Here is a 26,373-nt window from a genome sequence, read left to right as displayed (position 1 = left end):
GACCTTGCGCACACAACCGAACGTGCGGGACAGCTCCGCTGCCTGCGCGTCCGTGGGATAGAAGCGGTACTTGAACGCCCGCTTCACATGCGTCGTGGTCACACCTCACAAGCTAGTGAGACTGCTTGTGAGAGTCAACTGCGGGTCAGGGCACGGCCTTTCACCTTGACGGCAAAGCCCTGCGCTTGCCGTGCTCCGCAGGCGTTTCGTTTCCTCCCCCGCCTGAAGGCGGGGGTGTCCACGAAAGGAATCAGATGAACATGTACACCTACATCGCCTCGTTCCTGTCTTCCTCCGGTCTCCAGGACCACGTGGACATCGTCCTGCTCGTCTTCGGCGTCGCCTCCATCACCGGACTGTGGCTGACCGGCATGCTCATCGACCGCCATCTGCGCGCCGTCGTCCTGACCAGCTTCGCCGCCTTCACCGCCGCCATGGTTCTGCTCGCCACCCTCAACTCCAGCCCCGTGACCACCTTCGCCGCCGTCGCCGTGTGGGGCATGGCCCTGGGCGCAGCCCCGACGATGCTGCAGGCAGCATCGGCCAGAACCGCCGGTTCGGCCATGGAAATCGCCCAGTCCATGCTCGTCACGATGCTCAACGCCGGCATGGCCGCAGGACCCCTGCTGGGCGGCGCCCTCTACGCCGCCCAGGGGACCAGCCCGCTGCCTTGGACAAGCCTCGGTGTCTTCGCCGCCGTCCTGGCCCTGTCCGCCGCCACCGGCCGCACCGCCTTCCCGACCCCCACCACCCGCAGCGACACGCCGGCCAACAGCCCTGCACCACAAGAGCAGCACACCGAGGCCCTGGCCATCCCCACCCGCACCACCGACTGACACCGTCCTCCGCGCGAGCCCTCACCCCCATCCGGTCAGTCAAACCTCAACCTGTAGCACCCACCACGTAGGAGCGCCCTGATGCCGTCACAGCATGCTGACCCCACAGCCACCAAGGTGTGGTTCATCACCGGTACCAGCACCGGGCTGGGCCGCGCACTCGCCCTCGAGGTCATCGCCGACGGCGACCGCCTCGTCGCCACCGCACGCAACCCCCAGACCCTCGACGACCTGGTCGCCCTCGCACCCGAACGCGTCCGCGCACTGCCCCTCGACGTGACCGACCCCACCGCGGTCCGCCTTGCCGTGGACACTGCGCTCAAGGAGTTCGGCCGTATCGACGTCCTGGTCAACAACGCCGGCTACGCCCTGCGCGGGGCCCTCGAAGAAGTCTCCGACACCAAACTGCGCCGCCAGTTCGACACCAACGTCTTCGGAGCACTGGACGTGACACGTGCAGTCCTGCCCGCCCTGCGCGCCCAGCGCTCCGGCTGCATCGTGCAGATGTCCTCGGTCGGAGGCGTCCTGGCCACCCTGGGCGGAACCACCTACGCGGGAACCAAGTTCGCCCTCGAAGGACTCTCCGAAGGACTGGCCGCCGAAGTCGCACACCTCGGCATCCACGTCCTCATCGTGGAACCCGGCCCCTTCCGCACCGACTTCACCGGCCGTTCCGTCCGCTGGGCCGATCCGATCGACGACTACCGATCCGCTCTCGGCCCAGCCAAAGAACAGTTCCTCGCCATGCACGGCACCCAGCCGGGCGACCCCGCCCGCGCAGCCCGCGCCATCATCACCGCCACCCGCATGAAAAAGCCCCCGCAGCGCCTGCCGCTGGGCGCAGGCGCCGTCGACCGGATCCGCGAACGGCTCCAACTGCGTCTGCAGGAAGTGGAGGCGATCGAACCCCTCGGCCGTCCGACCGACTTCGACTGACCACCCATCGCAACAGCCTCCCGCCGCCAAGCGCCCCGCGCCCACGCCGCGTCAGCGGGTGACGCACTTCCGTCTACCGCGAACCGTGGCCGCTCGCGGTCGCACGGCAGGCGCTGAAGGCGGACACAGCGCTGTTGCCCACAGACGGCGCCTCACCGAGAATCCCCCGTCTCGGTGAGGCGCCTTGGGCACTCCGTTACGCTTCCGGTGAGCAGGTGGCCGCGTGGCGGCAGGCCCGGGACCAGGCGTTGGACGACCTGGAGCGGCTTGAGACCGCCGATGCGGATGAGACGGTGCAGATCGCCCTTGCGTACGCGGCCCGGTTCAGGGAGTTGCACGGCACCCGGTCGGGCCTGCTTCCCGCGTACCAACCTGTACTCCACCGCATCAGCAGCTCCTCGAGGTTCACCTCGGTGGTCTGGGAAAAGAGCGGGCGCCGGGCCGCTCGTGGCCGTGCCCCAGCACGGCCCTTCGAAGCCCGGCGCCCTCTCACCCCCGGGGCCGACCACGGCGCGTGGCCGCGCTAGCCCCGGGCAGATCGGTGGATCAGGCGTTCTTGTACTGGGTGTCGTCGGCGTGTGTCGAAGTTGTTCGTCCCCAGCGTCACCTCAGCGACGTCCCCGGCGTCCAGGACGACCGGTGCGAAGTACACAGGGGTAGTGGTCTGCTCCATGATCGAAACCTCCAGGCCTTGTCGTCCCCGCGCCCCGAAGTGGGCGCCGGTGGACGGGCGGTGCGCGCCGAACGGCGGGGCCCGGCAAGCCGCTTGGGCCCGGCCGCCCGGCCTGATGAACAGTCAACCCGCGCGGCCCGTGCGGCGGTACGGTGGCGGGCAGGGCAAGCGGTTTATCGGGTATACGGGCAGGTGCTCATGACCACGCGCACGCCGAACCACCAGCTGCGGGACCTCGTCGCTGAATCCGGGCTGATGTATGCGGCCCTGGCCAAGGCGGTCCGGGCGGTGGCCGCTGAGTGTGGCACCGTCTTACGGACCAACAAGTCCACCGTCGAGCACTGGATCGCGGGCGTCACACCTGCCGGCGACACCGGCCGCTACCTTGCCGTGGCACTGTCCCGGCGCCTGGGCCGCCTGCTGACCTTGCGCGACCTCGGGCTGGCGGACCAGGACAGCGAGGAGGATGGCAGCATCGGCCTGTCACTGGGGGCCGACCCGATCGACGCCCTGCTGCCGATGTGGAGGTTCGAGTTGGACCGGCGCCGCTTTTTGACCTCCTCCGCCTACTCGGTCGCCGCCGTACGCGACATGGTGCGCGTCTTCTCCGAGATGGACGAACGCCACGGCGGACAGCACGGCCGCAGCGCGCTCGTGCAGTACCTGCGCGACGACGTCGCCCCGCTGTGCCCAGGGCCGCTTCCGCACCGAAGAGATCCGCCAGCACATGCTCTCCACCGCCTCCCGAGGCGTACACGTCCTCGGCTGGAAGTCCTACGACGCAGGCCAGCAGGGCCTCGCCCAGCGCTACTACCTCCAGTCCTACGCGCTCGCCGTCGAATCCGGGATCACCGGCCACGACGGGTTCGTGATGCGCACGATGGCCATGCAAGGGCTCAAGCTGCACCGGCCCGAGCACTGCACAGGGCCTCGCCGAGACCGGCCTGAACCGCGCCAAAGGCAAAGTCGACGCACAGACCGAATCCCTCTTCCGCGTCGTCCACGCCCACACCCTCGCCAAGGCCGGCCTGCCCCAGGCGGCCCTCGCCGAGGCCCAGCAGGCGCACGCCCTGCTGACCGCCGCCCCCGGCGACGAAGTACCGTTCTGGGCCCTGGCCTGGGGACCACCAGCCGCCTCGATCTACTCCCGCACCGCCAAGGTCTACGAAACGCTTCGCGATCACCAGGCCGCCGCCGAGCAGTACGCCCGTGCCGCCGCCTCACGCCCCGCTGGCACGTACGCGCGGATCGTCGCCCTCGACCTGGTGGCCGGCGCCGAGATGCACCTCAAACGCGGCCAGATCGAGCAGGCATGCGCCACCTGGAACCGCGCCATCGACCACATGGACGGCGTACGGTCCGTCCGCACCCGCAAGGCCCTCACCAGCATGCGCCGCGACCTCGCCCGCTTCCGCGCCCGCGGCGTACGGTGCGCGGCCGAACTCGGCGAACGCGCCATCGACTTCCTCGCCAGCGCCTGACAACGCCCCGGCCACCAGAGCAGACAAACCTGCCACCTGGACGAACGCGGTTACGCGATGGCCTGCCTGAAGATGTCACTTATCAACGATTTTGGGAGGCGCCCCGACCTACGGGCGGGTGATATCGAGTGTCATCCCGGCTGCGGCAGGTGCGGATGATCGGCTCTGTGTGACACTCGCCGAGGGGAACTTCACCGGGTATGCCAGGGACGGTCAGTGGAGTCATGGGGACGGGCCGCGCCCGGAGTTGAGCAGCACGCCGAACGCGTGGCGGAGACCGCCTGCCACCTCGCGGACATCGCGGGCCCGGGTGCCTGGAGCACGGCGGCCGTCGAGGACGTCCTCGACGCGATCGACACCCTCGCCGAGGCCCTGGGCAGCGCCGGGCCGGAGTTGGCGCAGGCCCTCGCCGCCGTGGCGGCCGCGACCGAGCCCTGGTCGCGTTCTGTATCTCGGCCGGCCCACGGGCTTCGGAACTGCTCCGCGTGACCCGGGACCGGGTGCGTCAGAGCCTGGCTGTGCCAGGGGCGCGGTTCTGGCAACGCCAGTGCAGGCCAGTCACCTCGTACCGCACGATGTGCCGGGAGCTGATGGGAGACCGGACGCTGTCCCCGAAATCCAGCGCGATGTCCGGGCGTTCACCGCCGTCGGTCACAGAGCAGTGGCGGCGCGGACCAGCCCCGCGACCGCCGTTGAGCGGCTGTGTGGGGGCCAGGCGATGACCGTGGTGACGTGGGGGGCGTCGGGGACCGGTACGGCGGTGAGGTCCTCGCGCAGGCCGGTGAGGCCCGACTCCGGGACGACCGCGCAGGCGCGGCCGAGGGCGATGAGCTGGGTGAGTTGTGTGTGGTCGCGCACCTGCGGTCCGGGGCCGTCCGGAAAGGTGCCGTCAGGGCGAGGCCAGCGGGGCAGGGGCAGGTCGGGAAGGTCGGTGACCTCGGCGAGCCGCACGTGGGGGCGAGCACTGAGAGGGTGGCCCGCCGGGAGAATCGCGACCTGACCCTCGCAGTGCAGGTCCTCGGTGTCGAAGCCGGCCGTGTCGTCGAACGGCCGATGCAGCAGGGCTACGTCGGCCCGGCCGTCGTGCAGCAACCGTGCCTGCTCGCCCGGCCCGCACAGCACGACGTCCACGGCGACGGCGCCGGGCTCGGCAGCATAGGCATCGAGGAGTTTCGCCAGCAGTTCACCGGAGGCGCCCGCCTTCGCGGCCAGGACCACGGCGGGGCGGCCGGTCGCGGCGAGGGCGGCCCTGCGGGTGCGCCGTTCCGCGGCCTCGACGGCGTCCAGCGCAGCCCGCGCCTCCCGCAGCAGCACCGCCCCTGCCCCGGTCAGAGAGACGCCCCGACTGCCGCGCTCCAACAGAAGGGTGCCCAGGCGCCGTTCGAGCCCGCCGATCGCCCGCGACAGCGGGGGCTGGGCGATCCCGAGCCGCTGCGCGGCCCGGCCGAAGTGCAACTCCTCGGCGACCGCGACGAAGTACCGCAGCTCACGTGTCTCCACCCCACCAGCCTAACCGGGCCGACCAGGAGCGATACCCGGGCGGTATCGCTGTCCACCCAGTCGGTCTTGGACGCCCTGCCCGACAGGGGAGAAACATCGATGTCATGAGTGAGACGAACACTGTGAACCACCACAAGGTCGCGCTGGTGACCGGAGCCAACAAGGGCATCGGGTACGAGATCGCCGCCGGGCTCGGCGCCCTCGGCTGGTCCGTCGGAATCGGCGCGCGGAACGAGGAACGGCGCGAGGCCGCCGTAGACAAGCTGCGCGCGGCCGGAGTCGATGCGTTCGGCGTGCCGCTGGACGTGACCGACGACGCGAGCGTGACAGCGGCGGCTCGGCTGATGGAGGAGCGGGCCGGGCGGCTCGACGCGCTCGTCAACAATGCGGGGATCACCGGGGGCGGGCCGCAGGAGCCCACCACGGTCGACGTGAACCGGGTACGGGCGGCCGTGGAGACCAACGTGATCGGCGTCATCCGCGTCACCAACGCCCTGCTGCCGCTGCTGCGCCGCTCGCCGTCGCCGCGGATCGTGAACGTCTCCAGCAGCGTCGGCTCCCTCACGCTCCAGACCACGCCTGGCGCCGAGACCGGCCCCATCTCCATCGCGTACGCTCCGTCGAAGACGTTCCTCAACGCCGTCACCGTGCAGTACGCCAAGGAACTGGCCGACACACACATCCTGATCAACGCCGTCTGCCCCGGCTTCACGGCGACCGACCTCAACGGCTTCCGGGGGGTGCGCACCCCGCAGCAGGGCGCAACCGCCGCGATCCGGCTGGCCACCGTATCGGCCGACGGCCCGACAGGCCGCTTCTTCAACGACGAGGGAGAGACGCCCTGGTGACGCGCTTCCGGTCCGCGCCGCCCCGCGGAGATGGCGCAAGCGCGTCCTCGTGACCGACGCCGTCACGCTATGTCGGAACGGCCGTCGAGCCCGAACCGCCGGCGGCCGACCAACGAGATGAGGGATCGAAAGGCACCGGTCCCGGTTGTACTGCTGGTAGTGCTCGGGTAGTTCGTGGTGGCGGTAGTAGGGGGTGCGGACGGTGGCGTCGGCGCCTTGGCAGGCGCGGTCGGCCAGGATGGGGATCAGGGTGCCGTCCACGATCACGAAGTCGCCCTCGCCTCGGCCGGTCAAGGCCTCGCGCAGGCCAGTTGCCCAAGCAGCGAGGACGTCGACGGTCTCGTCCACGAACCGCCAGGCTGTCGCCTCGAAGATACCGAACCCGGCGCCGAGTTGAGCCAGCGTTTCGTTCTTGCGCAGGTGGGCGAGGGCGAGCAGGGCCTGTTGGAAGCAGTCCAACTTCCGCCAGCGAGTGCCCCGTTCACGCCTCCGGGCGTAGATGAGCCATGAGACATGCTCGACCAGCCCCTGCGGGACATCGAGCTTGGAAGGATACGGAACCAACGAAGCCCCCCGGCCGTCGGCGTGTTGAGTGAGATCACCACACCAACGACGAGGGGCTTCGCTATGTCACAGCCTCTGACCAGCCGGATTCACCCGACAACCCAGGATGAAAGAGGTTCAGTCACACCGCTGCCAAACTCACCCGCCGTCAGATCCTCGGCATCACCGCGGGAGCCTTCTTCGTCGGCAACCCCGGCGCTGCAGCCGCCCCTGAGCAGCCGCGCACGTGGAATGGCGGACAGACGCAAAATCATTGGCCCGTCGTCGACACCCCGGTGCGGTGCGCCAGGCCGTTCAGGATGAGGGCGAGCCGCAGCCCATGGTGATGCACACGTCGGACTCCTCACCGCGTCGACGGTGAGGATCTTCGGGACCTCGGCGGAGATGTCGATGCCGACCTCTGCCATCGCGGCGACGGCGGCCGGGTTGACATGGTCGCCCGGGTTGGATCCGGCGGAGCGGACCTCCACGCGGTCCCCGGCCAGGTGCGTGAGCCAGGCGGCGGCCATCTGGGAACGGCCGGCGTTGTGGACGCAGGCGAACAGAACGGATGGCTTCTTACCGGGGCTCTCGGGCATGAGGGGCTCTCTCGTCTCACGGCGGCTGCAAGGCACCGAGGGCATCAGTATCCGCTGGTATCAGCCGCGTCCGGCTCCTGGTCGTACGAGGCGAGGCAGAACGCCTGACGGCGCAGCAGCACCCCTCCCTCGCCCTGCCGGGCCGCAGCCTTGGTCGTGCCCCGCAGATGGTCGAAGAACACCGCCCGGCGAGCGCCGGCGGCACCGTGCCGTTCAGCGCCCACACCAACACGTGCGCGGTGACCCGGGTGTGCACCCACCCGCCCACCTCACCATCCAGGGTGGTCGCGATGATCCGGTCCGCGTCCAACGCAGCAACCAGCCACGGCTGTTGCGGGGCTGGACGTTGTTGGCGCCAGGCAACGGGCGGGGACTCGGTTCGAGGGGTGGGCGTTATGGCCGGATGAGGTACTGATCGAGGGTGGCCAGGATGTCGTTGACGGGGCCAAAGCTGATCACGGCGGTTGTTCCGCCCGCGATCTCGCCGCGCAGAGGAGAGAGGGCGTCGTGCGCTTGTGTGGCGAGTGATTCGTCTTGGAGCAGGATCGCTGTATGTGCGTTGACGGCCCAGAGCGAGTCGTACAGGTGGTTAGCAGGAGGTCTGGGCAGGATGGCGGCGGCCTCGCGGGCCGATATGAGGTCGCCGTCGGCGAGGTTGAGGAGGGGCTGGGCCCAGGGACGGTAAGGGCCCCAGTCGAGGGCGGGGTCCGTTGGCGCGGGGCGTTGGTGGCGCATGCGGAGTGAGAGGAGCGCGAGCGGGAAGATGCCAGCCTCTACCCCGGGCATGCCGGCGCCGGCGAGGTCGGTGGCCAGGGTGCGATAGGCGTGAGCGACCTCGGCGGGGTCGTCCGAGCGTTCTGCCAGCTGCATGGTCCGGAAGGCGGCGGTGAGAACGTGAACGAGCGGGGTCTCGTGCATGGCGGCGAGCCGCTCGGCCGCCACGACGTGGTGTTGCGCGGTCTCGGTGTCGCCGCGGGCCGCGCAGGCTTGGATCTTGATCAGATGGCCAAGGATTTCGAACATCGGGAGATCGTGCCGCGTGGAGAGATCGATGAGCTCGCCGGCGATCACGTCGCGTTCGCTGGTGCGCCCTGGGTGCTGGAAGGACTGTACGAATCGGGCGTTGAGCGCGAGTACCAGCACGCCGGGGTCGTGTAGGTCTCGAGCTAGTCGTTCGGCTTCGGCCGCCGCCTCGAGGGCCCAGCGGTCTCGGGTTCCGCGATGCTCGAGCCCGATGGTGGCGAGGAGGCGCGCTCGAAGTGCGGGTGGGGTCCTTGGCCCCAGTCGGTGCAGAGTGCGCCGAGTGGTTGCGACCAGGGCCTCGGACCGTCTGGGATCGTCGGCACGCGTCCAGATGGTGGGGACGTCGTACGCTGCGATCACGCGGGCAGTGAGGCCGGGGTCTTCGGTCCGTTCTGCTTCCGCGGCTGCCGCGGCGCGTTGTTCTTGGGCGAGTACCAGGTTGGTGCCGCCTGTGACCGCGGCGGCTCTGGCCACGGTGCTCATCGAGCGCAGCCGGGTGTAGGTCCCCGTCGCTTCTGTGCGCGTGAGTAGGCGTAGCTGGTTCTCGTCCCGGGGCGCGGGCGTGAGGTGTGGAGCGTGCCGGAGGATGTCACGTTCGAGATGGTCGAGGCTGTCCGCTGATTCCAGTCCGAACCGATCCAGCAGCCTGGCTCGCGCGTCACGCAGCGAGGTCAGCGCGTCGACCTGGCGGCCGGCTTGGTACAGAGCATGGGCAAGCAGAACCCAGGCATGCTCCCGCCATGGGTGTGCGGTGGTGAACGTCTCCAGCTCTGGGACGAGGGGCGCACCACGTCCGAGGTCGAACATCGCTCGGGCGCGCAGCTCGACGGCTTGACGGTGGAGTTCTGCCAGCCGGGCGCGCTCTGGCGTCAGCCAAGGTGAGGCGTCGAGGTCTGCGTACGGCTCGCCCTGCCACCATGAGAGCGCTTCGCTCAGCACGCAGGCAGCCTGGCTGCTGGGCCCGTCGTGCATGGCCCGAAGGGTGTCCTCGAATCGGTGGGCGTCGATGTGTGCTCGTGGAATCCGCAAGGCGTATCCGGTACCGACGGTCTCGATGGTGTGCGACCGGGTTCGCGGAAGACGATCGGGTTCGAGGGCGCGTCGGAGCTCGGCGACGAAGGTGCGGACCGTTCCGGCCGCTGCGGGCGGAGGGTCCTCCCAGAGATCATCGAGCAGCACCGGAAGCGGGACGGCCCGGCCGCCGGCCGCGACCAGCCGTCCCAGAAGCTCGCGGCGACGCCGGCTGCCCACCAGCACAGGGCGGCCCTCGGCATCCGTGACCTCGATCGGCCCAAGCACCTTGACGAGGATCTCCATGTCCTCATTGTCGTCGGTTCCAGGCTGCTGCTGATCCACTGCTGACCCGGCTCTCCGATCCTCTTCTTGTTCATACATCCATGTGTGAGCGGCAGCGACTCACGAGTCTGGGAGAAGGAGACGACAACGATGGGCATCAGCATTCCGGGGTTCGAGACCAGGTCGATCGGTGTGGCTGACGACGTGGAGCTGAACGCGGCGGTCGGCGGAGAGGGACCGGCCGTTGTGCTGCTCCATGGCTTTCCCGAGACCCACCTGATGTGGCGGCATGTCGCTCCCGTCCTGGCCGAGCACCACACCGTGGTCTGCCCCGATCTTCGCGGTTATGGCGCCAGCAGCAAGCCGGAAGCGGTCGCCGAGGACACCTACTCGAAGCGGACGATGGCCGCAGACATCGTCGGCCTGGCCGACGCACTCGAGTTCGACCGGTTCGCGTTGGTCGGGCACGACCGCGGTGCGCACGTTGCTTTCCGGGCCGGCCTTGATCACCCGAATCGGATCAGCCACCTGGGAATCCTGGACATCGTTCCCACTCTGGATACCTGGAACGTCCTCCACGGCGTCAGCGCGGCGGTGGCCTTCCACCTGTATCTGATGGCCCAGCCGCCCGGTCTGCCCGAGCAGATGATCGCGGGCAGCGCCGACGCGTTCTTCGGCCACTTCCTCGACGTCTGGTCCACGAGCTCCGACGCGATCCCGGCGGAAGTGCGCGCCGAGTACCTTCGCGCATGCCGGGACGCTGTTCCGTCGATCGTCGCCGACTATCGCGCCACCGCGACCGTCGACATCGAACATGACCAGGCCGACCTCGACGTCGGCAACCGGATCACCATGCCGGTGACGGTCGTCCAGCAGGACTGGGGCCGGCAGCTTGGGTTCGACGCCACCGCGACCTGGCGACCGTGGGCCACCGACCTTCAGCACTTCACCACCCGGGCGGGCCACTTCATGGCCGAGGAGGCTCCGGAGGACATCGCCATGCTGATCCTGAACCTGGTGAAGCGGTGATCGCCGCGGAAGGGCCGGTATCGGCCGCGCTCACCGGAGGCTCTGACACCCTCCGTACGGCGGGGCCGCAGTGACCCATTCCAACGCCCCGCTGAGCACGGAAGGGCGCCGCGGACTCGTCGAGCGGTGCCGGACCCGCCCGATTGCCCATGTCGCCGCTGAGATGGGCATCTCCCGAGCCTGCGCCGGCAAATGGGTCAACCGCTGGCGCAGATTTGGCGAGGCCGGCCTGCAGGATCGTTCCTCGGTACCGCATCACAGCCCGAAGGCCGCCCCGGACTGGGTCGTCGAACAGATCGAGACCTGGCGACGGCATCACAAGTGGTCCGCCCAGCGGATCACCGACGAGCTGGCCGACCTCGGCCACGTGATCGACCGCCGCACCGTCACCAGATACCTCACGCGGTTGGAGCTGGGCAAGCGCCAATTCCTTGACCCGAACGGCGAGAACAATCGCAAGCCGCAGAGGATCATCGCCCGCTGGCCCGGCCACATGGCCCACCTCGATGTGAAGAAGGTCGGTCGAATCCCCGATGGCGGTGGCTGGCGCATCCACGGCCGCGACAGCGACGAAAAGCGAGCCGTCGACCGTGCCAAGACCGCAGGAGCGAAACGCGGCTACGTCTACCTACACTCCATCGTCGACGGATTCTCCCGACTCGCTTACACCGAACCACTCGCCGACGAGAAGGGGACCATTGCAGCGGCGTTCCTCGCGCGGGCGAAAGCCTGGTTCGCCGCCCACGGCATCACCCACATCCACCGTGTCGTGACCGACAACGGCGCCTGCTACCGGTCCGGTGACTTCGCCCGCATCGTCAGCAACCGGACCCGTCACCAGTAGACCAGGCCCTACACACCCCGACACAACGGGAAGGTCGAGCGGTACCAGCGCATCCTGGCCGAAGAACTCCTCTACGCTCGCGAGTTCGCCAATGAGGATGAGCGAACTGCCGCGCTCAGCGTGTGGAACGTCCACTACAACTATCGCAGAGATCCTCCGTGGAGTTCTTTGAACTCGTCGATCAGGTCCTGCTCGGCCTCGCCCGCGTCTTCCTCGGTCATCGGCCGCCAGGCGACGAGCAGTGCGTCTGAGTCGGCTAGTGGCTCGTCACGCAGGCTTGACCAGATAGTCGACCTGTTGCCCATCGGCCAGCAGACTGTCCCCAAGGTCTGATCTTGGAGGTGGTCGTGGGGCGTCGACCGAGTGTGTTCGTCCGGCCGGTGAGCATGGAGGGGGGCCGGAAGCTGCAGAGAATCAGCCGGAAGGCGAAGGACCCGGTGAAACTTCGTCGGGCGATCGTGGTGCTGATGTCCGTCCAGGGCCAGACGGTCAAGGACATCACCGTGCTGATGCGGGTCAGCGAGGACTACGTCCGCGATGTCATCCACACCTTCAACGAGCAGGCGCTGGACGCGCTTGACCCAAAATGGAGCGGGGGACGCCCCAAGACGATCAGTGACGAGGTGCGCGAGCATATCTGCCTGATCGCCCGGACGCCCCCCGCCGACTGGAAGATCACCGCCTTCTCCACCTGGAGCCTGAGCAAGCTCGCCGACCACCTCGCCAAGCAGAAAGTGACCGCGGCCATCAGCCGGGAGACCCCGCGCCGGATCCTGCGCGCCGGCAAGGTCTCCTGGAAGACCACCACCACCTGGAAGGCGTCCACGGACCCGGAGTTCATCGCCAAGATGCACCGCGTCCTGGTGCTGTATGACACCCCGCCCGCCGACGGGCGGGTGATATGCGTCGGTGAGTTCGGGCCGCTGAACCTGATGCCCCGCAAGGGCAAGGCATGGGGGCCGGTGAGGCGTCCGCACAGGCCGCGAGCCACCTACAACCGCTACGGCGGCGTGCGGCAGATGCTCGCCGCCCTCGATCTGGCCACCGGCAAGCTGTACTGCGGCATTCACCCGCGCAAGCGGTGGCGCGAGTTGTAGGTTCCGCGTTCCAGCGTCATGTGCCGACGCTGCGAGCTGGGCATCCTGACGGTTCCGCGTTCCGTGTCACCTTGATCGTTCCGCGCTCGGTGTCACATCCCGGACGGCGCAGGCTCCGGACCGCTCGCAACGTCCGGAGCCGAAGGCTCCGACCAGGCCAAATCCGCGTTCCGTGTCCCAAATGACAGACAGATGACACGGAAGCGCGGAATATGACATCGAAACGCGGAACCTACAGGTGCCTGTAGGTTCCGCGTTCCGGTGTCCAACGGCACCTCTGTGACCTGTAGGGCATCGGCGTTCCGCGCTCGTGTTCACCGACCACGTTCCACAGGACCGTGTCCGATCCCCGGCTCTGACGGTGCGGCGGCAATCGGAACCGGCGCAGGCGAGCGGGTGACCTGCGACTACTCAGAGCCGTGTCTAATCGGTCAGCCGTTGGACGCAGTGGCCAGGAATTGGACACCAAGATGCGGAAGCTACAGTGCCGTCGTCCTGGCGGACGGCGACGAGGAATCGCGCGGTATCTAGGGTCGTCAAGCAAAGCTGCTGGTAGCTGTAACGCGAGCTTGTAAGTCAAGTAAGGCAAGTACGAGGCTGGGGCCGACTGGCTACCTTGGTTGCGCATGCGACGAAACGCCCTTGAGCTGTCTGATGCTGCCGTCCGCCGGATGCACGAGGGGCCGTTCGATCCGTTGCGGTGTACCGAGGAGTGCGAGCCAACAGCATGGGAACAGGCGGGGATGTCCCGGAAGCCCGCGAATCCCAAGTGCGTGAACTGCGCCGGGAACGTGTGCGCGGACTATGGCGAGCTACCGGCGGAAGACGGGATTGAGGGTGCTTTCTGCCATCCGTGCATGGAGCGGGTGCCCGAGCCGTGCTGTGCCGTACGAGCCGTCCGAGGGTTCTGAGCAGTACTCCGCGCTGACCAAACTGACGGGGCAGTTGGTCGCAGCCAACCGACGCCGTCACCGTGGACAGCAGCTCGCCGGTGCGCGGGTGGCGAGCGGTCAGGTCCATGGAGGAGAACGCGCCGTCGTAGATGCGCAGGGTGAGACGGTCGGCGTGGAGGACATCGAGCACGTTGAGAATGTGTCCGGTGCCGCGCACGAGACGGAGCATCCCGGAGATGCGCACGGTGTCGCCTGACCGCGCGTACGCCGGCGGCTCGCCGAACTTCGGCCGTTCCAGCGGGTGGAGGCGGCTGAGGTGCCGGCCTGCTCCTCGAAGACAACCGGGTCCTCGATCCCGGCCTCGTCCAGGGCGAGGCTCTGACGATCGGTCGACTGATGGTCGCTCGACTCCCGACGTCCATGTCATTGCAACCCGTCGGCAGCTGCACCGAAACCGCCCCGGCCAGGGCCGGGACGGTCTGCAGGTTCGAAGAACAAACACCGGGCTAAGCACCACGACGTCGGCAAGACGGGGCAAGCGCGCCGAGCCGATCAAGGAACACCAAGCCCGCCCACGTTAGAAGCCAAAACTGATTAGGCCAAGCGCCGGTGATGCCTTCCTCGACGGTCGACTGCCCTTACAGGGCTGACGACCTGCTGCGTCAGTTAACTGTGCGTCGGTGCACGTCAAATGAAAGGAAGAGGACTGGGCAGAAGCCAGGTAGCTGAGGCCGCTCCGCTGACACAGGCTGTGGCCCAGCCTGCCCATGCTTTCCCGGAAAGGCTCCGGGCCGCATGTGCAGCTTCGGAGGCGATGATCACTCCGCAGAGAAGTGCCAGGAACAGGTCGCCCCAGTCGAAGTCAGGTCGGCCGATGGCCAGCCATCCCGCCACGCACGCGCCTAGCCCCGCAGCCATATGAGGCCAGTGTGTGGTCCTAGCTGTGTGTGGTGTGCGGCTGCGGTATATCAGGATCAACACGATCTCTGCGAGGGCTGCTGCTACAGCAATCAACTGGCGCTCCTTTTCAGAACTTGCAGGCGGTCTTGACGGTTCCGATGCCCAGCAGAGCTGCTACGGCCTTGCGGTGCTTCGCAGTCAGCTTGCGTCGCTTGGCATAGGTCTGAATGAGCTTCGCGGTCTTCTTTACCCCGATCTTCTTCACGAGCTTCACGGCGGTCAGAACGCGCGCGGAGCTCCCTACCGGGGTGAAGGTGAAGATGAAGCTGGCAATTACCGCAGCGCACTTGATGATCTTCTTGGTGGTGGTCCAGAAAGAAGGGTCGATCACGATGGGGAACGCGCTGTTCGCGTCGAAATCAACGTGCTGGACGAGCTTGTTACCCACGACCTTGTAGCTGGTGGGTACGTCGTTGCCGTTGGCGTCCTTCACCCAGGGTGCGTCGAAGAAAGCGGCGGCGTCTGTTGCGGGCGCTTTCTCCGCGTCTTCGTCGCCTTCAGCGTAGAGCGAGACCGAGCCGTCGTCGTGCGTCACGGCCTTCATACCGGCCGGAATGGTGAAACCGGTCTCGTAGTCGTGCGGTGCGGAGCTGTCCTTGAGGACGTTCAGCGTACGCGTGCCGCCGTCCACAGTGCGCTGAACGACGGTGTCCACGGGGCCGGCCGACGTATAGACGACGTTTCCTCCGACCTGGGTGCCCTTGGTGCCAGCCTCGGGGATCGTGAGCCTGTTGGGCATGAACTCGTTCTGGACGTCGACAGCGTTGTTCTTTCCGTCCCACGGAACGGAGACGATATTGTCCTCGGTGACCGCGATGGATGCGTAGGAGGAGTCCGAAGACGTCGCAGCGGTGATGTCGGCGGCATCGGAGTAGGTGTTGGCCAGCCCCACCGCATTCTCGGCTGCTGTGGGCTTCCAAGATGTGTCGACAGTGAAACGGACAGGGGCGGACCAGCCGTTGGCATAGTGGGTGCCGTCGTAGGCAGTGGTGCGGAAGCTGTAGGTCTTGCCTGAGGTGAGCTTGCCCGCGGGAACCTTCACCTGCGAGGTGCTGTTGGCCGAAACCGGTGCCGCGTTGATGGTGGTGACCACTTGGCCAGTGGCGGTGTCGGTAATCTCGTAGGTACCGGTGACCTTGTCCTCGCCATTAGCGTCCACGGTGGAGAACCGCAGGATCGGCGTCGTGGTGTTCACCTTGAAAATCCCGCCCGAGGAGATAAACGGCGCACCCGCTTGCAGGTTCAGTCCGTTGTAGGGGCGGTAGTTGTACGTCACCTCCAGAGTCGGGATTTGGTCCTCGTTGGCGGCGTTAGCGGAGTAGAAGCGCTTCCAACCGTAGGTGTCCGACTCATCGGCGGCCTTGAGTGCCACGGAGCCGCTCTCCGCCTGGGCGGATGCCCAGGTCTGCGCCAGCTTGGTGATATCGGCCGTCACCCACCCCTGCTTGTTGCAGGTGGACGACTTGGTCTCGGTGGAGGTGGCAATCTTCTCCGTCATTGACGGCTGCTTGGTCCAGCGGGTGTTCTTGTCGGCTGCACCGGCGGCCCATACCTCCCAGCCACGCTTCTCACAGGACCACGAGTGGTAGTTCCACAGCTTCAGGGTTGCTTTCGAGACCAGTGCGTCGGCGAAGTTCGCGGTGCGGAAGGTCAGGAAGGAACGCGCGATGCGCTTGGTGGTCCCCTCATAGTCACCGGGCCAGCCGACCTTCAAATCGGTGCTCGCCGACTGGTCGGTGGTGTCGCCGCCCTGGACGAAGGTGTCGAAGAGTACGTCGAGAGCATCAGTGGCGGGGTCGATCGTCACCGGGTACTGGGTCTGGGGATCGGTGAGCCACTCGGTGTCTGGACGCAGGGTGAGCTGCACAGTGTTGCCGGACTGGGTCACCTCCATGGCGACCCTCTTGCGATTGACGTGCTCGCCGGACCGCTGGTCGACTTGCCTGTCCCACATCGTGGGTGCGGGCATCGTCGCAACGGTTTCGCCGGAACCGTCGATGAAGTCGATGCCGCCACCAAAATCTGCCTTCGCAGTCATGCCGTCGGGCAGCACGATCGGAAGCACCAGGGGAGCGCCGCCCTCCGGGGCCTTCCGCAGCTTGAGATACTGCTCGAAGCCGGTGCGGGTGGCCTCGACCACGAGGTCACCGCCAGGAACCGCGTCCTCGTACGTAGCGATGTTCGAGGAAAGCCGGGGGGCGGGCAGGCCACCCTTCCATTGGATGGCGATCTTCTGGTCCCCGCTGCCCAGCGTGATCAGATCGCGGGCCTCGTCCTGTGGCGCCGCCGCCGCGCTCTTGAGCGAACGCGCCAGGGTGCCACCCTTTCCGGCGAGCCTCAGCCCTTCAGGGTGAGCCTTGGCGACGACGCCATCGGCCTCACGCTTGAAATCGACGTCAACGTCCACCCAGCGCCCGCTCTTGAGCATCCTGACGGGAGCTAAGGCGCTCTCGCGAGTGAGCGTGCCGTCCGGGTTGGCGAAGACGGTGTCGGTCTCTGTGCGCATCTGGAGGACCTCAACCTTGCGGTCCTGCACCTGCGCTGCCGTCTGAGCCGCCTCGACGGTCTCGGCCTCCTTGATGGAATGAGCCTTCAGCTCTTCTGCTGCCTCCAGCAGAGCGGAGATGACTGGCTCCGTCTCGGCGTCCGCCGAACTCTGCTGATCCGCGGCGACGGCAATGTGCGGCGTGGATAGGAGGACCGCTCCGGCAGTCAACATGGCTATGCCGCTGGCACGCCAGGTGGTTTTCACTCGTGTACTCCTCATGGCTGCGGCTCACAACCCGCCGGTGAGGTACACCCATCGGCGGGTTGTGAGCCGCACAAGACGATTTAGCGCCGCAATAGAAGCATGCATGACCTGATCTTGACCAGACCTTGGCTTGACAAATGCGTGTACATCATCGGTCAAGTACTTGCTTGGGGAGATAGTATGCTTGTCTTGTAGGGAAGTGTAGGTTCCGCGTTCCGATGTCATATGGCGAGTCCGTGAGCTGCGCGTTCCGCTGAATCCGCGCTCCGTGTCACCTTGATCATTCCGGGTTTCGTGTCACTTCCCCGAGACGGTGTCTTGGAAGCGAGCGGCGATTCTCCTCCAGCGCGGCCTCCAGTTTCTCCTCGGACTCCTTCAGCGCCTCTCGCAGCCGATCACGCTCGGCCTCGGTCTCCCCCAGCCGGGTCATGCCCGCCTTGAGTCGGTCGCGCTCGGCGCGCAAGGTTCTGAGTTCGGCTGTGGCCAGTTCCAGGTCAGCCTTCAGCGATTCGGCTGAGGTGCCTGAGCTGGCCTTCACTTGGCGAACGGCCCTGCCTTGCTTCTCGATCGCCTCCTCGATGTGCTCGCGCAGGCCCTCGGCGTATACCAGCCAGTTCGAGACCCGCGCAGTTCGAGCGAGTCCGAGGAAGGTGATCTTCTCTCCGGCCGTGATGCCTCTTCGAGGTGGCGGCGATCGTCTTCCGGCATCAGCTCGATCTGGTGCCGGAGGGTGGTGACGACGTTCTGGAAGGAGTCGATCTGGTCGCTGAAGTTGCGAACGACGAACTCCGCGGTCCCCAGTGCCCTGGCCATCTCGCGGTCGGCCTTGAGCGCCCGGATGTGGTCCTCGGCTGCGGGCAGGAAGGAGGGATCGGGGCGGTAGAAGGCGCACCCGGAGCACTGGAAGCGGATCGGGCAACTGCCACCGCCCGCCTTCACGTTGGATGGTTCGTTGCAGTTTCCGAACGGCACGGCGACCGAGCGGGCCTCGTACGCGGTCGCAGACGGCGTCGGCGCCGGATTGCCGGACCGGTCGACGACGTGCTGGCGCATCGTTTCAACGGCCTTGCGGCGCTTCTCCATCGATACTTTGAAGTATCCCATGGTGGTATCTGCCGATTTGTGATCCATGAGGTCACGCAGGGTGTTCAGCTCGGTGCCGGCATCCGCGTGCCGCTGGGCGTAGGTGTGGCGGAAGGCGTAGGCGAAGATGCGGCTGCGGTCGAACGGCAGGAGGTTACCGTCCTTGTCCACGGTGTCCGTGAGCAGCTCCGGCAGGCCGTCGACCCAGCGCCGGAGCATCTTGGCGACGGTGTCCGCGTCGATGCACGCGTCGTAGCCGTGGCGCGCGGTCGGGAACAGGAAGGTTCTCGAGCGGGCTGGGACCTTTAGTGTCCAGCGGATCGCGAGCCACTCCTGGATGGCAAAGGCGGTCTCCCTGCCGATCTCCAGGCGGCGTCGGTTGCGGCGGGCCTTGTGGTTGTCCCAGATCAAGATGTACTCGCTGTCCTGCGGTTCGAGGCAGTCCATTCGGAGCCAGCGCACCTCCCACGGGCGGCGGCCGGTGTCGCGCAGCAGGATGTAGACGGTGCGCAGCATGGCCTTGACCACGTCGGGTGCCATGTCCCCGTAGGCGAAGTCTTCGCCGATCAGGTGGATGTGGGCATCGAGCTGACCGACCACGTTCTCCGGGATGGACTTGCCGGCCATGTCCTCGGCGGAGCCCTCGTACGGGATCTTGTGGTGCGGATGGCGGGCGAAGACAGAGGCGAACATGGTCGAGGATCTGAAGGCGCCGGCCGAAGTCGAGCAACTGGCAGAAGTGCGCGAGGAGCTCGGCGCGCGATCCGTAGCCGAGGGTTGCGGTGCCGTCCTGGCGCTTGCGGTCGCGGATCGAGGCGACGACCGCGTTCATGTCCGTGACCTTCAGGGCACCGGGATCATGCCCGCCGCCGGGTCGCGCGGACAGGGCCCGAGATGCCGACAGACAGCCCTCGAAGGTGACCCGGAAGTCGTTGTTGTCGGGGGTGGCCTCCTTGACCCAGTCCGCGAGCAGGCGGCGCAGCCACGCCTGTCGGATCTGCGTGACATCCAGCCGACGCGACGACACACGGACACCGGATCGTGTGCGTGAGCGCAGGCCGAGGTCGCCGAGCTCCCAGACCGGCCGATCCAGCGGGTCGACGCCCCGGAAGCGGTCGAAAGCTCCCCGCACGAGACGTACGACATCGTTCCAGTGCGCCTCGCAGTTACGGTCGAGGTATCCGAGATCGCCGAGCTTCTTGTCCGTGAGCTCGGCGACCGATGACACGTCCGCGAGTCCCCGGACCATCAGCCGCATCGCGACGGGGCTGAGCGTAGGGCGCTGCTTGTCGCGTTCCGCCAGCGCGTAGCGGAGCTCGTGGCGGAGCAGCTCGGGCAGGGTGACGAGCGAGAACTGGAAGCCGGTCAGCCACGGCGGCTGTACGGCGGCCCACTCCTCCAGACCCTCGTGGATCGTGCCCTTCATGCCGGATTCGTTCCGGTGACGGCGCCAGCGATCACGGTGGTACGCGCACAGCGGCACCCGGCCAGGGGCGCTGCCGGCACAGGCCCCGACCAGGCATGGTGTGCCCGGCGGGAGCGGCTCGGCCTCGGCCTGGAGCCACGCGTCCAGCGTCAGAGCCGTCTTTCCGCTGTTCCGGTGATAGCGCCATTTCACGTAGTGCGGGCTGCAGGCGCTCCGCGACTGGGCCTCCAAGGCGCAGCGCACGCCGTCACGCTCGACCGAGCACAACGGCCGCTCCCCCGGCAGGGAGCGAACCATCGCTCGGCGGCCGACCTCGGCGAATTCCTCGCGGCTCAGACCGCTTTCAAGGAACTGCTCGTAGCAGGACCGGCACAGGTGCCGTGTCGCGCGGACCGCGACGTGGCAGCCGGCGCTGTTGCACCGCCATATCGCGGTCTCGTCCTTGTCGGGATCGCCGGTGAAGAGCCAGTTCGCCGCATTCCATTCGTCCGAACGCCAGTCTGGTTCGGTGTTCTCGATCAGCCAGGCCATCCACCCTGCGCGGTCGACGGGCAGCGTGACGACGCGGGACTCAACCATGGCGGCCGTCAGCTCGACGGTCATCGCGCCATCTCCCGGCGTCGGGCGTCCGCGCGCTCGACCGCAGCCCGGCGACTCCCCTCGTCGACGTGGACGTACGGGGCCATGGACGACTCGGACATGTGCCCGAGGAGGTCGGAGACCACCGACCGGTCGGTGCCCTGGCGGATCCACTCGGTGGCGGCGCTGTGACGGATCATGTGGGGCCGGGCGATCAGGTCCGCCCGCCGGGCGAGCCGGTCGAACAGCCCCTTGACCCCGGAGTACGTCATCGCCTGTCCGAGCGGCTCCCGAAAGAGGTTGACCAGCACCTGCTCGGTGAAGTCGGCCTGCGGGACCGCAGAACGCTCGTGGAGGTAGTCGGCGTAGCAGATGCCGAGCTCGGCGGTCACCGGGATGGCGCGCGGCTTCCGGGACTTCGCCCACGCGCCGTTGCTGTTCAAGCGGCGCCGTATGTGCACATGCGGGCCCTTGACCTGGCAGCCGAAGGCCTGTGAGTCGGCCAGGAGGTGCATGTCCTCGCGCCGCAGTCCGAGCGCCTCGCCGATCCTCATGCCGGTGCACCACAGGAGGAGCACCAGGAAGCGGTCCCGCGCGTGCCGGGTCACATCGATCAAGCGGGCTATCTGCTCGACCGTCAGCCACTCGATACCCGAGTCGACGCCCCGGAGCTTGAGGAGTCGCGAGCGGACCGTACGGTGCTGGCCGTTCTCGCCAGGATTGAAGCCCTTCGGCAGATACCGCAGGTAGCGGGGCTCGGTAAGCTGCCCGGCGAGTTCGGGATCGACCCAGTTCATGCGTATGCTGAAGCTCAGGAACTCGCAGACCGTACCCACGATCGCGTTGGCGGTGTTCTCGTCGCGGAATCTTTCCGGCCCGCCTCCGCCGCGGGCCCGCGATGGCAGTGGCTCCTCCACCAGCCAGTGCAAGAAGCGAGCGAGTTGCCACACGGTGATCTGCGCCCATTCCAGGCGGTGGAAGGTGCAGTACGACAGGTACAGCGCCGCCCGCCCGGCGTACGTCCTCTCCGTGTTGTAGGCCCGGCCGGCGTCTCGCAGACCTGCGAGGAACAGCGAGCCTTCACGGTGGAGGGCGTAGTCGTCGGTTCCGACGATCACCCATCCTGTCTTGTCCTTGGCCAGCGTCGCCCGCTCTGCGCGGAACGACGTGACAAACGTGCCTGTGATGTCGAACACCCCTTGGATACCGATGATCCGGCCAGTTCAGCATGCATGTGGCTGACGTGGCTGTTGGAAAGATCACGGTGAAGATAAGCCGGCCCGGGCAGAAGTTGTATGTGGTGCTGGACAACTTCTCCCCGCACAAGCACGCCAAGGTCCGCACATGGGCAGCCGACAACGACATCGAACTGGTCTTCCTGCCGACCTACGGCTCCTGGCTGAACTGGATCGAGTCCGAGTTCGCGGCCCCGCGCTACTTCGCACTCAACGGCACCGACCATCGCAGCCACGATGAGCAGAACGCCGCCATCGCCGCCTGCGTCCGTTGGCACAACACCCGCGCGGAACCAAAGACGAACTTCGCGCCCGACTCAGCGATCCGATCATGGATCGATTACCCGGCCAGAGCCGCCTGACAAGCCGCCAGTCCACCTGGGCCCTCATCCGAACGGTGGTGTGCTGATCCGCTTCTCGAACCAGTGGTGGGCGTACGGCTCGTCGTTGAAGGCAGCGACCTCCTGGAAGCCGCTGGAGTGGTAGAGACCAATCGCCGCGGTGAGCGCCTTGTTGGTGTCCAGGCGGAGTACCTCGCAGCCTTGCTGGGCGGCTTGAGTCTCCAGCTCGGTCAGGAACCGGCGGCCGAGACCGAGGCCCCGGGTGCGGGGCGCGACCCACATGCGTTTGATCTCGGCCGGGGCGCCGGGGGGCAGCTTCAGGCCGGCGCAGCCGACGGGCTCTCCGTGTAGCCGGGCAACCAGGAACAGGCCGCGCGGTGGCCGGAGTTCGCCCGCGTCAGGCAGCAGGCTCCTCGCGGGGTCGAAGCCGGTCTCAAAGCGTGCCTGAATCTCGGCGAAGTAGGACCGCAGGCAGTGCTGGGCGTCGGGGTGGTCTGGGTCAACCGCGTTCAGCGTGACCGTCGCAGCGGTCAGCAACCGTTCGACCTCAGCCATGGCGGCGGTCAGCCGGGCACGCTGGGCCGTGTTGAGCGGCTCCAGGAGAGAGCTGGCCAGCTCGTCGCTGCGGCCATCGAGCACCGCGCGCTCAGCGCGGCCCGCATCGGTGAGCCGGACGGTGCGCACCCGCCTGTCCCGGGGCTGCGGCTCCACCGTCACCAGGCCGTCGGCTTCCAGGGAGCGCAGCAGCCGGCTGACGTACCCGGAGTCGAGCGCGAGGTGCTCGCGCAGTTGCCGCACGTCCTGGCCCTCCTCACCGATCTCCCAGAGCAGCCGGGCTTCACCGATGGGCCGATCGCGGCCTAGGTAGTGGTCGTGGAGCACGCCCACACGTTCGGTGACGGTGCGGTTGAACTGCCGCACCTGGTCGATCTGCACCGTGTCCATTCCCTGACTTTAGTCAGAGAACCATGTGCGGGGCCAGAGGCTTCAGCCTTCGCCGAGACGTTGACCAGTCCGTCCCGGCCCGCGGCCTTGCCGATGTACACGACCGTTGCCCCGCGCACCCAGGCATCACCGAGCTTGTCGACGGTCATGGACGGGTCGCGGCCCTTGAGGTGCCCGGCAGGGCTGGTGGGTGGGGAGGAACGACGGGGGCGAGATGTCCGTGCGGATCACCACGTAGATTCCGTGCCCGGTTGTAGGCACCCGCCAGTTGCCGTACTTCTCCGGCAGGTGGACCCACGGCGTGCCGGTCTGGAACTTGCAGGCGATCGCGTCGATCACCTCACGATGGTCCCGCCAGCGGCCACCCCACCTCGGTGCCCGGTCCGGGAGTAACGGCCCGATCCGCGCCCACTGCGCATCAGTCAACGACAGACCCACACCAACGACCGACTGATCCAAACGAAACTGCCTAGCCGCCGGGCGCGGTCCCATCTGTGACGGAACGCGGACATGATCGCTGACGGTTCGTATCTAACTGCGCGGTACAAATGAGTACGCACCACGGCACCACCCAGACCGCACAGACCGCACCGCATCCCGGGGGAATCATGCTGCACACCCGCAAGGCCGTCGCCGCCGCCATCGGCCTCGTGGCCGCACTCTCGCTCACCGCCTGCAACGGCGACGACAACGCGTCGGGCAGCACGCAGGCCAGCCCCACCGCGTCGGCGGACAAGGCGGGCGGCACCGGCGGGGCGGACCAGGCGGACCAGAGCGCCGGCACCGGCACCGGCACCGGCGGGAGCGACCAGGGCGCCAACACCGGCACCGGCACCGGTGACAACAGCGACGGCAAGGTCGACATCTGCCGCACCGACGAGCTCGAGGTAGCCGCCGCCGACAACACCACGGACAAGACGGAAGGCGTCGTCACCGTCTCCTTCAAGAACAGCGGCAGCAGCTGCCGCATCAGCGGCTTCGCGGGTGTCGACCTGAAGACATCCCTGGGTGACACCGTCTCCGTGGACCGCAACGGCGAGCAGGCCCTGCCGCAGATCCTCAAGGAGGGCGAGACCGCCGCCTTCAACGTCACGTTCCCGGTCAACAACAGCGGCGGCTCTGGCGTGCAGCTGACCGACATGGTGGTGACGCCCCCGAACGAGACCAAGCACGTCACCCTGAAGTGGCCGGCGGGCACGCTCCCCGTCACCGACGGCCAGGACGGCGGGAAGCTGGAGATCAGCCCGGTGGGCAAGGTCAGCGACTCACCGGCTGGCTGACCTCGCCCCCGCTCCGCTGGCCCCCGCTCAGCTTCGCCGGTTTCTAGCCTCGCCGACCTGCACGGCTCCTTGATGGCGGTGCGAAGTCCACGGCGAGACGACAGCTGGTTCTCGTCATGACCCGTGACGTGTCAGGGCGTTATGGTCGTAAGACATGGAAATGGCCTAGGCCGTTTCGCATCTTGACCTGTGTCAGTGATCGCTGACTGATTGCCACTGGAGGATGATCGATGGCTGTCTGTGTCAGTGAAGGATGACGACTTGCAGATTCGTGTCAGCCAAGGACAACCGTTGGTGGCTCTGTCGTCTCGCAATGGCAGGCCTCGTTAGGATCTCCTGATCATGGACGTGATGGTGGGGAACGAGATGATCGCCATCCCGCCGGGGCAGGTGACGCTGTCGGACCGGCGGACTCAGCGCAGTTGGTCGGTCGAGCTTGCGCCCTACCGGCTCGCGGCATTCCCGGTCACCCAGGCGTTGTACGCACAGATCACAGGCCAGCGGCCGAGTACCGCCTCTGGGGACCAGTTGCCCGTCGAGTGCGTCTCCTGGTGGCACGCGGTGCGGTTCTGCAACGCCCTGTCCCAGTGCGCTGGCCTCACGCCCGCGTACCACTTCCGTACCGAGACCGAAGACATCGAGTGGGACGCGTCCGCCGACGGGTATCGACTGCCGACCGAAGCCGAGTGGGAGCACGCCTGCCGGGCCGGGACGACCGGGCCGCACTACGGGGATCTCGACGAGATCGGCTGGTACCGCGGTAACTCGCACGAGCGCATCCACGAGGTGGGCGGCAAACGCCCCAACTCGTGGGGGCTTTACGACATGCTCGGCAACGTCTGGGACTGGTGCTGGGATGTCTACGACGCCGAGGTCTATGGCGCCTACCGGGTGCTCCGTGGCGGTGGTTGGTTCGATGAGCACTGGAGTTGCCGGGCCTCCGCGCGGCGCCGCAGCCACCCGACTTTCCAGGTCGACGACGTGGGATTCCGCGTCGCGCGTTCCGTCGTGCGCTGATTCACTTCGTGTGCAGCCCGGCCCGCGCGGGGTCGATCGGGCGATAGCGTGATCGTCATGACGGCTGAAGACGAGGCGCTGACCGGCGGCATGGCGAACGCGGGGGCAGTCTTCCGCCGAGGCGACTTGGTGGAGCGACCGGCACCGCGCAACGCGCGCGCCCTCCATGCCTATCTCCTTGCGCTGAAAGAGCACGGCTTCGACGCGGCGCCGACCCCTGTCGGTCTCACCTCGGATGGCCGTGAGCAGCTGACTTTCATCCCTGGCGACGTGGCTCTGCCGCCGTTCCCGGACTGGGCGATGACAAGTTCTGTCCTCGCATCGGTGGGGAGCCTGCTGCGGCGTCTGCATGAGACCAGCGCGGCCGTCGCGGTCGACACCCGTGCCGAGTGGCCCCCGGACCTCGCCGACCCGGAGGGGGGAACGATGTTGTGCCACAACGACGTGTGCCCGGAGAACGTCGTCTTCCGCGACGGTCGTGCCGCTGCCCTGATCGATTTCGACTTGGCGGCCCCGGGCCGTGCCCTCTGGGACATCGCCATGACCGCCCGCTATTGGGTGCCCATGCTTGATCCCGAGTCCGCGGCCGCTCTCCATCCCCCCGGGCTGGATGCGGCCGCACGGCTGCGGATTCTTGCCGACGGCTACGGCCTCTCGGCGGGGGACCGCGCCGAGTTGCCCGGCGTCATCGAGCAGGCCACGGAGGTCTGCCGGGCCTTCGTCGGCCGCCGCGTGGCCGGCGGAGACCCCGTCTATCTCCAGGCGTTGGCCGAGCGTGGTGGATGGGAACGCTGGGACCGCATGCAGACCTGGCTGGTCGACCACCGTCAAACGTTCACGGCTGTCCTGCTGAACTGACCGGCCTGGACGTTCGAGGACAGACTCACAAAAGCATCGCCTTGCGTTGGCGGTATGCCTTGTGACGGCAACGCTGGGAGCACGTCCGGCGCTGTGACGTGCTGCGTCCTTCGGGCAGGGAGCCCGAACAGACTGTGCAGGGTGGGGTTTCCAGTGACTCGTTGCCGGTCGGGGGGGGGGGGGGGGGCCCCCCCCCCCCCCGGGGGGGGGGGGGGCGGGGGGGGGGGGGGGGGGGGGGGGGGGGGGGGGGGGGGGGGGGGGGGGGGGGGGGGGGGGGGTTTGGTTGGGTGGTGGGGGCC

24 protein-coding genes and 3 pseudogenes are annotated in these 26,373 nt (G+C 67.6%); 14 read left to right on the top strand and 13 right to left on the bottom strand.

Going from position 1 to position 26,373, the window contains the following annotated elements:
• Positions 1–102 (bottom strand): helix-turn-helix domain-containing protein (locus tag ACZ60T_RS29330; RefSeq protein WP_337675501.1); only part of this gene is annotated, 102 nt, incomplete at its 3' end.
• Between the two features lie 152 nt (positions 103–254).
• Between ACZ60T_RS29330 and ACZ60T_RS29325 the strand changes: the two genes are divergently transcribed.
• Positions 255–836 carry an MFS transporter gene (locus tag ACZ60T_RS29325; RefSeq protein WP_469668621.1) on the top strand — a complete coding sequence of 194 codons (582 nt, stop codon included), beginning with the start codon at positions 255–257 and terminating at the stop codon, positions 834–836.
• Positions 837–917: 81 nt separating this feature from the next.
• Positions 918–1,772: an oxidoreductase gene (locus ACZ60T_RS29320; protein ID WP_469668620.1), complete on the top strand. Its 855-nt coding sequence runs from the start codon at positions 918–920 to the stop codon at positions 1,770–1,772.
• Positions 1,773–2,295: 523 nt separating this feature from the next.
• On the opposite strand, the gene ACZ60T_RS29315 is transcribed toward ACZ60T_RS29320, so the two are convergent.
• The gene (locus tag ACZ60T_RS29315) at positions 2,296–2,445 is read right to left on the bottom strand and encodes a lasso RiPP family leader peptide-containing protein (protein ID WP_469668619.1); all 150 of its coding nucleotides are present in this window, start codon (positions 2,443–2,445) and stop codon (positions 2,296–2,298) included.
• Between the two features lie 198 nt (positions 2,446–2,643).
• On the opposite strand from ACZ60T_RS29315, the gene ACZ60T_RS29310 reads away from it, so the two are divergent.
• The 3 genes from ACZ60T_RS29310 to ACZ60T_RS29300 all read left to right on the top strand — a co-directional run bounded on the left by ACZ60T_RS29310 (position 2,644) and on the right by ACZ60T_RS29300 (position 4,415).
• Positions 2,644–3,393, top strand: coding sequence for a hypothetical protein (locus ACZ60T_RS29310; RefSeq protein ID WP_469668617.1), 750 nt, complete (start codon positions 2,644–2,646; stop codon positions 3,391–3,393).
• A gap of 317 nt (positions 3,394–3,710) precedes the next feature.
• On the top strand, positions 3,711–3,926 hold the full coding sequence (locus ACZ60T_RS29305; protein WP_469668616.1) for a hypothetical protein: 216 nt from the start codon (positions 3,711–3,713) through the stop codon (positions 3,924–3,926).
• 216 nt (positions 3,927–4,142) lie between these two features.
• Positions 4,143–4,415, top strand: a complete 273-nt coding sequence (locus ACZ60T_RS29300; protein WP_469668615.1) for a hypothetical protein — start codon at positions 4,143–4,145, stop codon at positions 4,413–4,415.
• 162 nt (positions 4,416–4,577) lie between these two features.
• Here ACZ60T_RS29300 and ACZ60T_RS29295 read toward each other — a convergent pair whose 3' ends face one another.
• Positions 4,578–5,426, bottom strand: coding sequence for a LysR family transcriptional regulator (locus ACZ60T_RS29295; protein WP_469668613.1), 849 nt, complete (start codon positions 5,424–5,426; stop codon positions 4,578–4,580).
• Positions 5,427–5,530: 104 nt separating this feature from the next.
• Between ACZ60T_RS29295 and ACZ60T_RS29290 the strand changes: the two genes are divergently transcribed.
• Entirely contained in the window at positions 5,531–6,274 is a 744-nt protein-coding gene (locus ACZ60T_RS29290; RefSeq protein ID WP_469668612.1) for an SDR family oxidoreductase, read from the top strand.
• A gap of 138 nt (positions 6,275–6,412) precedes the next feature.
• On the opposite strand, the pseudogene ACZ60T_RS29285 reads toward ACZ60T_RS29290, so the two are convergent.
• The 4 genes and pseudogenes from ACZ60T_RS29285 to ACZ60T_RS29270 form a co-directional block, all read right to left on the bottom strand.
• Positions 6,413–6,879, bottom strand: a pseudogene (locus ACZ60T_RS29285) (helix-turn-helix domain-containing protein); the annotation flags it as partial.
• Between the two features lie 268 nt (positions 6,880–7,147).
• Positions 7,148–7,416, bottom strand: a pseudogene (locus tag ACZ60T_RS29280) (arsenate reductase/protein-tyrosine-phosphatase family protein); the annotation flags it as partial.
• Between the two features lie 44 nt (positions 7,417–7,460).
• Positions 7,461–7,640, bottom strand: coding sequence for a hypothetical protein (locus ACZ60T_RS29275; protein WP_469668610.1), 180 nt, complete (start codon positions 7,638–7,640; stop codon positions 7,461–7,463).
• Positions 7,641–7,809: 169 nt separating this feature from the next.
• On the bottom strand, positions 7,810–9,756 hold the full coding sequence (locus ACZ60T_RS29270) for a BTAD domain-containing putative transcriptional regulator (protein ID WP_469668609.1): 1,947 nt from the start codon (positions 9,754–9,756) through the stop codon (positions 7,810–7,812).
• A 129-nt stretch (positions 9,757–9,885) separates the two neighbouring features.
• Here ACZ60T_RS29270 and ACZ60T_RS29265 point away from each other — a divergent pair, with 129 nt between their 5' ends.
• The 3 genes and pseudogenes from ACZ60T_RS29265 (at position 9,886) to ACZ60T_RS29255 (ending at position 12,705) form a co-directional block, all read left to right on the top strand.
• Positions 9,886–10,764: an alpha/beta fold hydrolase gene (locus ACZ60T_RS29265; RefSeq protein WP_469668607.1), complete on the top strand. Its 879-nt coding sequence runs from the start codon at positions 9,886–9,888 to the stop codon at positions 10,762–10,764.
• 70 nt (positions 10,765–10,834) lie between these two features.
• Positions 10,835–11,809, top strand: a pseudogene (locus ACZ60T_RS29260) (IS481 family transposase); the annotation flags it as partial.
• A 236-nt stretch (positions 11,810–12,045) separates the two neighbouring features.
• Positions 12,046–12,705, top strand: a complete 660-nt coding sequence (locus ACZ60T_RS29255) for an IS630 family transposase (protein ID WP_469668606.1) — start codon at positions 12,046–12,048, stop codon at positions 12,703–12,705.
• 1,920 nt (positions 12,706–14,625) lie between these two features.
• Here the strand turns inward: ACZ60T_RS29255 and ACZ60T_RS29250 are convergent.
• The 3 genes from ACZ60T_RS29250 to ACZ60T_RS29240 form a co-directional block, all read right to left on the bottom strand.
• Positions 14,626–17,310 carry a DNRLRE domain-containing protein gene (locus ACZ60T_RS29250; protein ID WP_469668605.1) on the bottom strand — a complete coding sequence of 895 codons (2,685 nt, stop codon included), beginning with the start codon at positions 17,308–17,310 and terminating at the stop codon, positions 14,626–14,628.
• Between the two features lie 280 nt (positions 17,311–17,590).
• Positions 17,591–17,848 carry a hypothetical protein gene (locus ACZ60T_RS29245; protein ID WP_469668604.1) on the bottom strand — a complete coding sequence of 86 codons (258 nt, stop codon included), beginning with the start codon at positions 17,846–17,848 and terminating at the stop codon, positions 17,591–17,593.
• Entirely contained in the window at positions 17,845–19,020 is a 1,176-nt protein-coding gene (locus tag ACZ60T_RS29240) for a tyrosine-type recombinase/integrase (RefSeq protein ID WP_469668602.1), read from the bottom strand. The genes ACZ60T_RS29245 and ACZ60T_RS29240 overlap by 4 nt, the downstream gene beginning before the upstream one ends.
• 64 nt (positions 19,021–19,084) lie before the next feature.
• Here ACZ60T_RS29240 and ACZ60T_RS29235 point away from each other — a divergent pair, with 64 nt between their 5' ends.
• Complete coding sequence (locus ACZ60T_RS29235) at positions 19,085–19,444, top strand: hypothetical protein (RefSeq protein ID WP_469668601.1); 360 nt, start codon at positions 19,085–19,087, stop codon at positions 19,442–19,444.
• A 974-nt stretch (positions 19,445–20,418) separates the two neighbouring features.
• Here ACZ60T_RS29235 and ACZ60T_RS29230 read toward each other — a convergent pair.
• On the bottom strand, positions 20,419–21,594 hold the full coding sequence (locus ACZ60T_RS29230) for a tyrosine-type recombinase/integrase (RefSeq protein ID WP_469668600.1): 1,176 nt from the start codon (positions 21,592–21,594) through the stop codon (positions 20,419–20,421).
• Between the two features lie 68 nt (positions 21,595–21,662).
• On the opposite strand from ACZ60T_RS29230, the gene ACZ60T_RS29225 reads away from it, so the two are divergent.
• Positions 21,663–21,995: a transposase gene (locus tag ACZ60T_RS29225; protein ID WP_469668599.1), complete on the top strand. Its 333-nt coding sequence runs from the start codon at positions 21,663–21,665 to the stop codon at positions 21,993–21,995.
• 24 nt (positions 21,996–22,019) lie between these two features.
• On the opposite strand, the gene ACZ60T_RS29220 is transcribed toward ACZ60T_RS29225, so the two are convergent.
• On the bottom strand, positions 22,020–22,919 hold the full coding sequence (locus ACZ60T_RS29220; protein ID WP_469668598.1) for a bifunctional helix-turn-helix transcriptional regulator/GNAT family N-acetyltransferase: 900 nt from the start codon (positions 22,917–22,919) through the stop codon (positions 22,020–22,022).
• 126 nt (positions 22,920–23,045) lie between these two features.
• Positions 23,046–23,411: a transposase gene (locus tag ACZ60T_RS29215; protein WP_469668597.1), complete on the bottom strand. Its 366-nt coding sequence runs from the start codon at positions 23,409–23,411 to the stop codon at positions 23,046–23,048.
• A gap of 56 nt (positions 23,412–23,467) precedes the next feature.
• On the opposite strand from ACZ60T_RS29215, the gene ACZ60T_RS29210 reads away from it, so the two are divergent.
• The 3 genes from ACZ60T_RS29210 (at position 23,468) to ACZ60T_RS29200 (ending at position 26,074) form a co-directional block, all read left to right on the top strand.
• Complete coding sequence (locus ACZ60T_RS29210; protein ID WP_469668595.1) at positions 23,468–24,199, top strand: DUF4232 domain-containing protein; 732 nt, start codon at positions 23,468–23,470, stop codon at positions 24,197–24,199.
• Positions 24,200–24,541: 342 nt separating this feature from the next.
• Positions 24,542–25,216: a formylglycine-generating enzyme family protein gene (locus tag ACZ60T_RS29205; protein ID WP_469668593.1), complete on the top strand. Its 675-nt coding sequence runs from the start codon at positions 24,542–24,544 to the stop codon at positions 25,214–25,216.
• Between the two features lie 57 nt (positions 25,217–25,273).
• A complete protein-coding gene (locus ACZ60T_RS29200) occupies positions 25,274–26,074 on the top strand; it encodes an aminoglycoside phosphotransferase family protein (protein ID WP_469668592.1) in 801 nt (266 codons plus the stop codon).
• Positions 26,075–26,373: the final 299 nt, after the last annotated feature.

The organism is Streptomyces sp. NPDC104371 (assembly GCF_055583785.1).
Note: the sequence above shows the minus strand (reverse complement) of the source record. Positions and strands in the feature narration are given on the sequence as shown.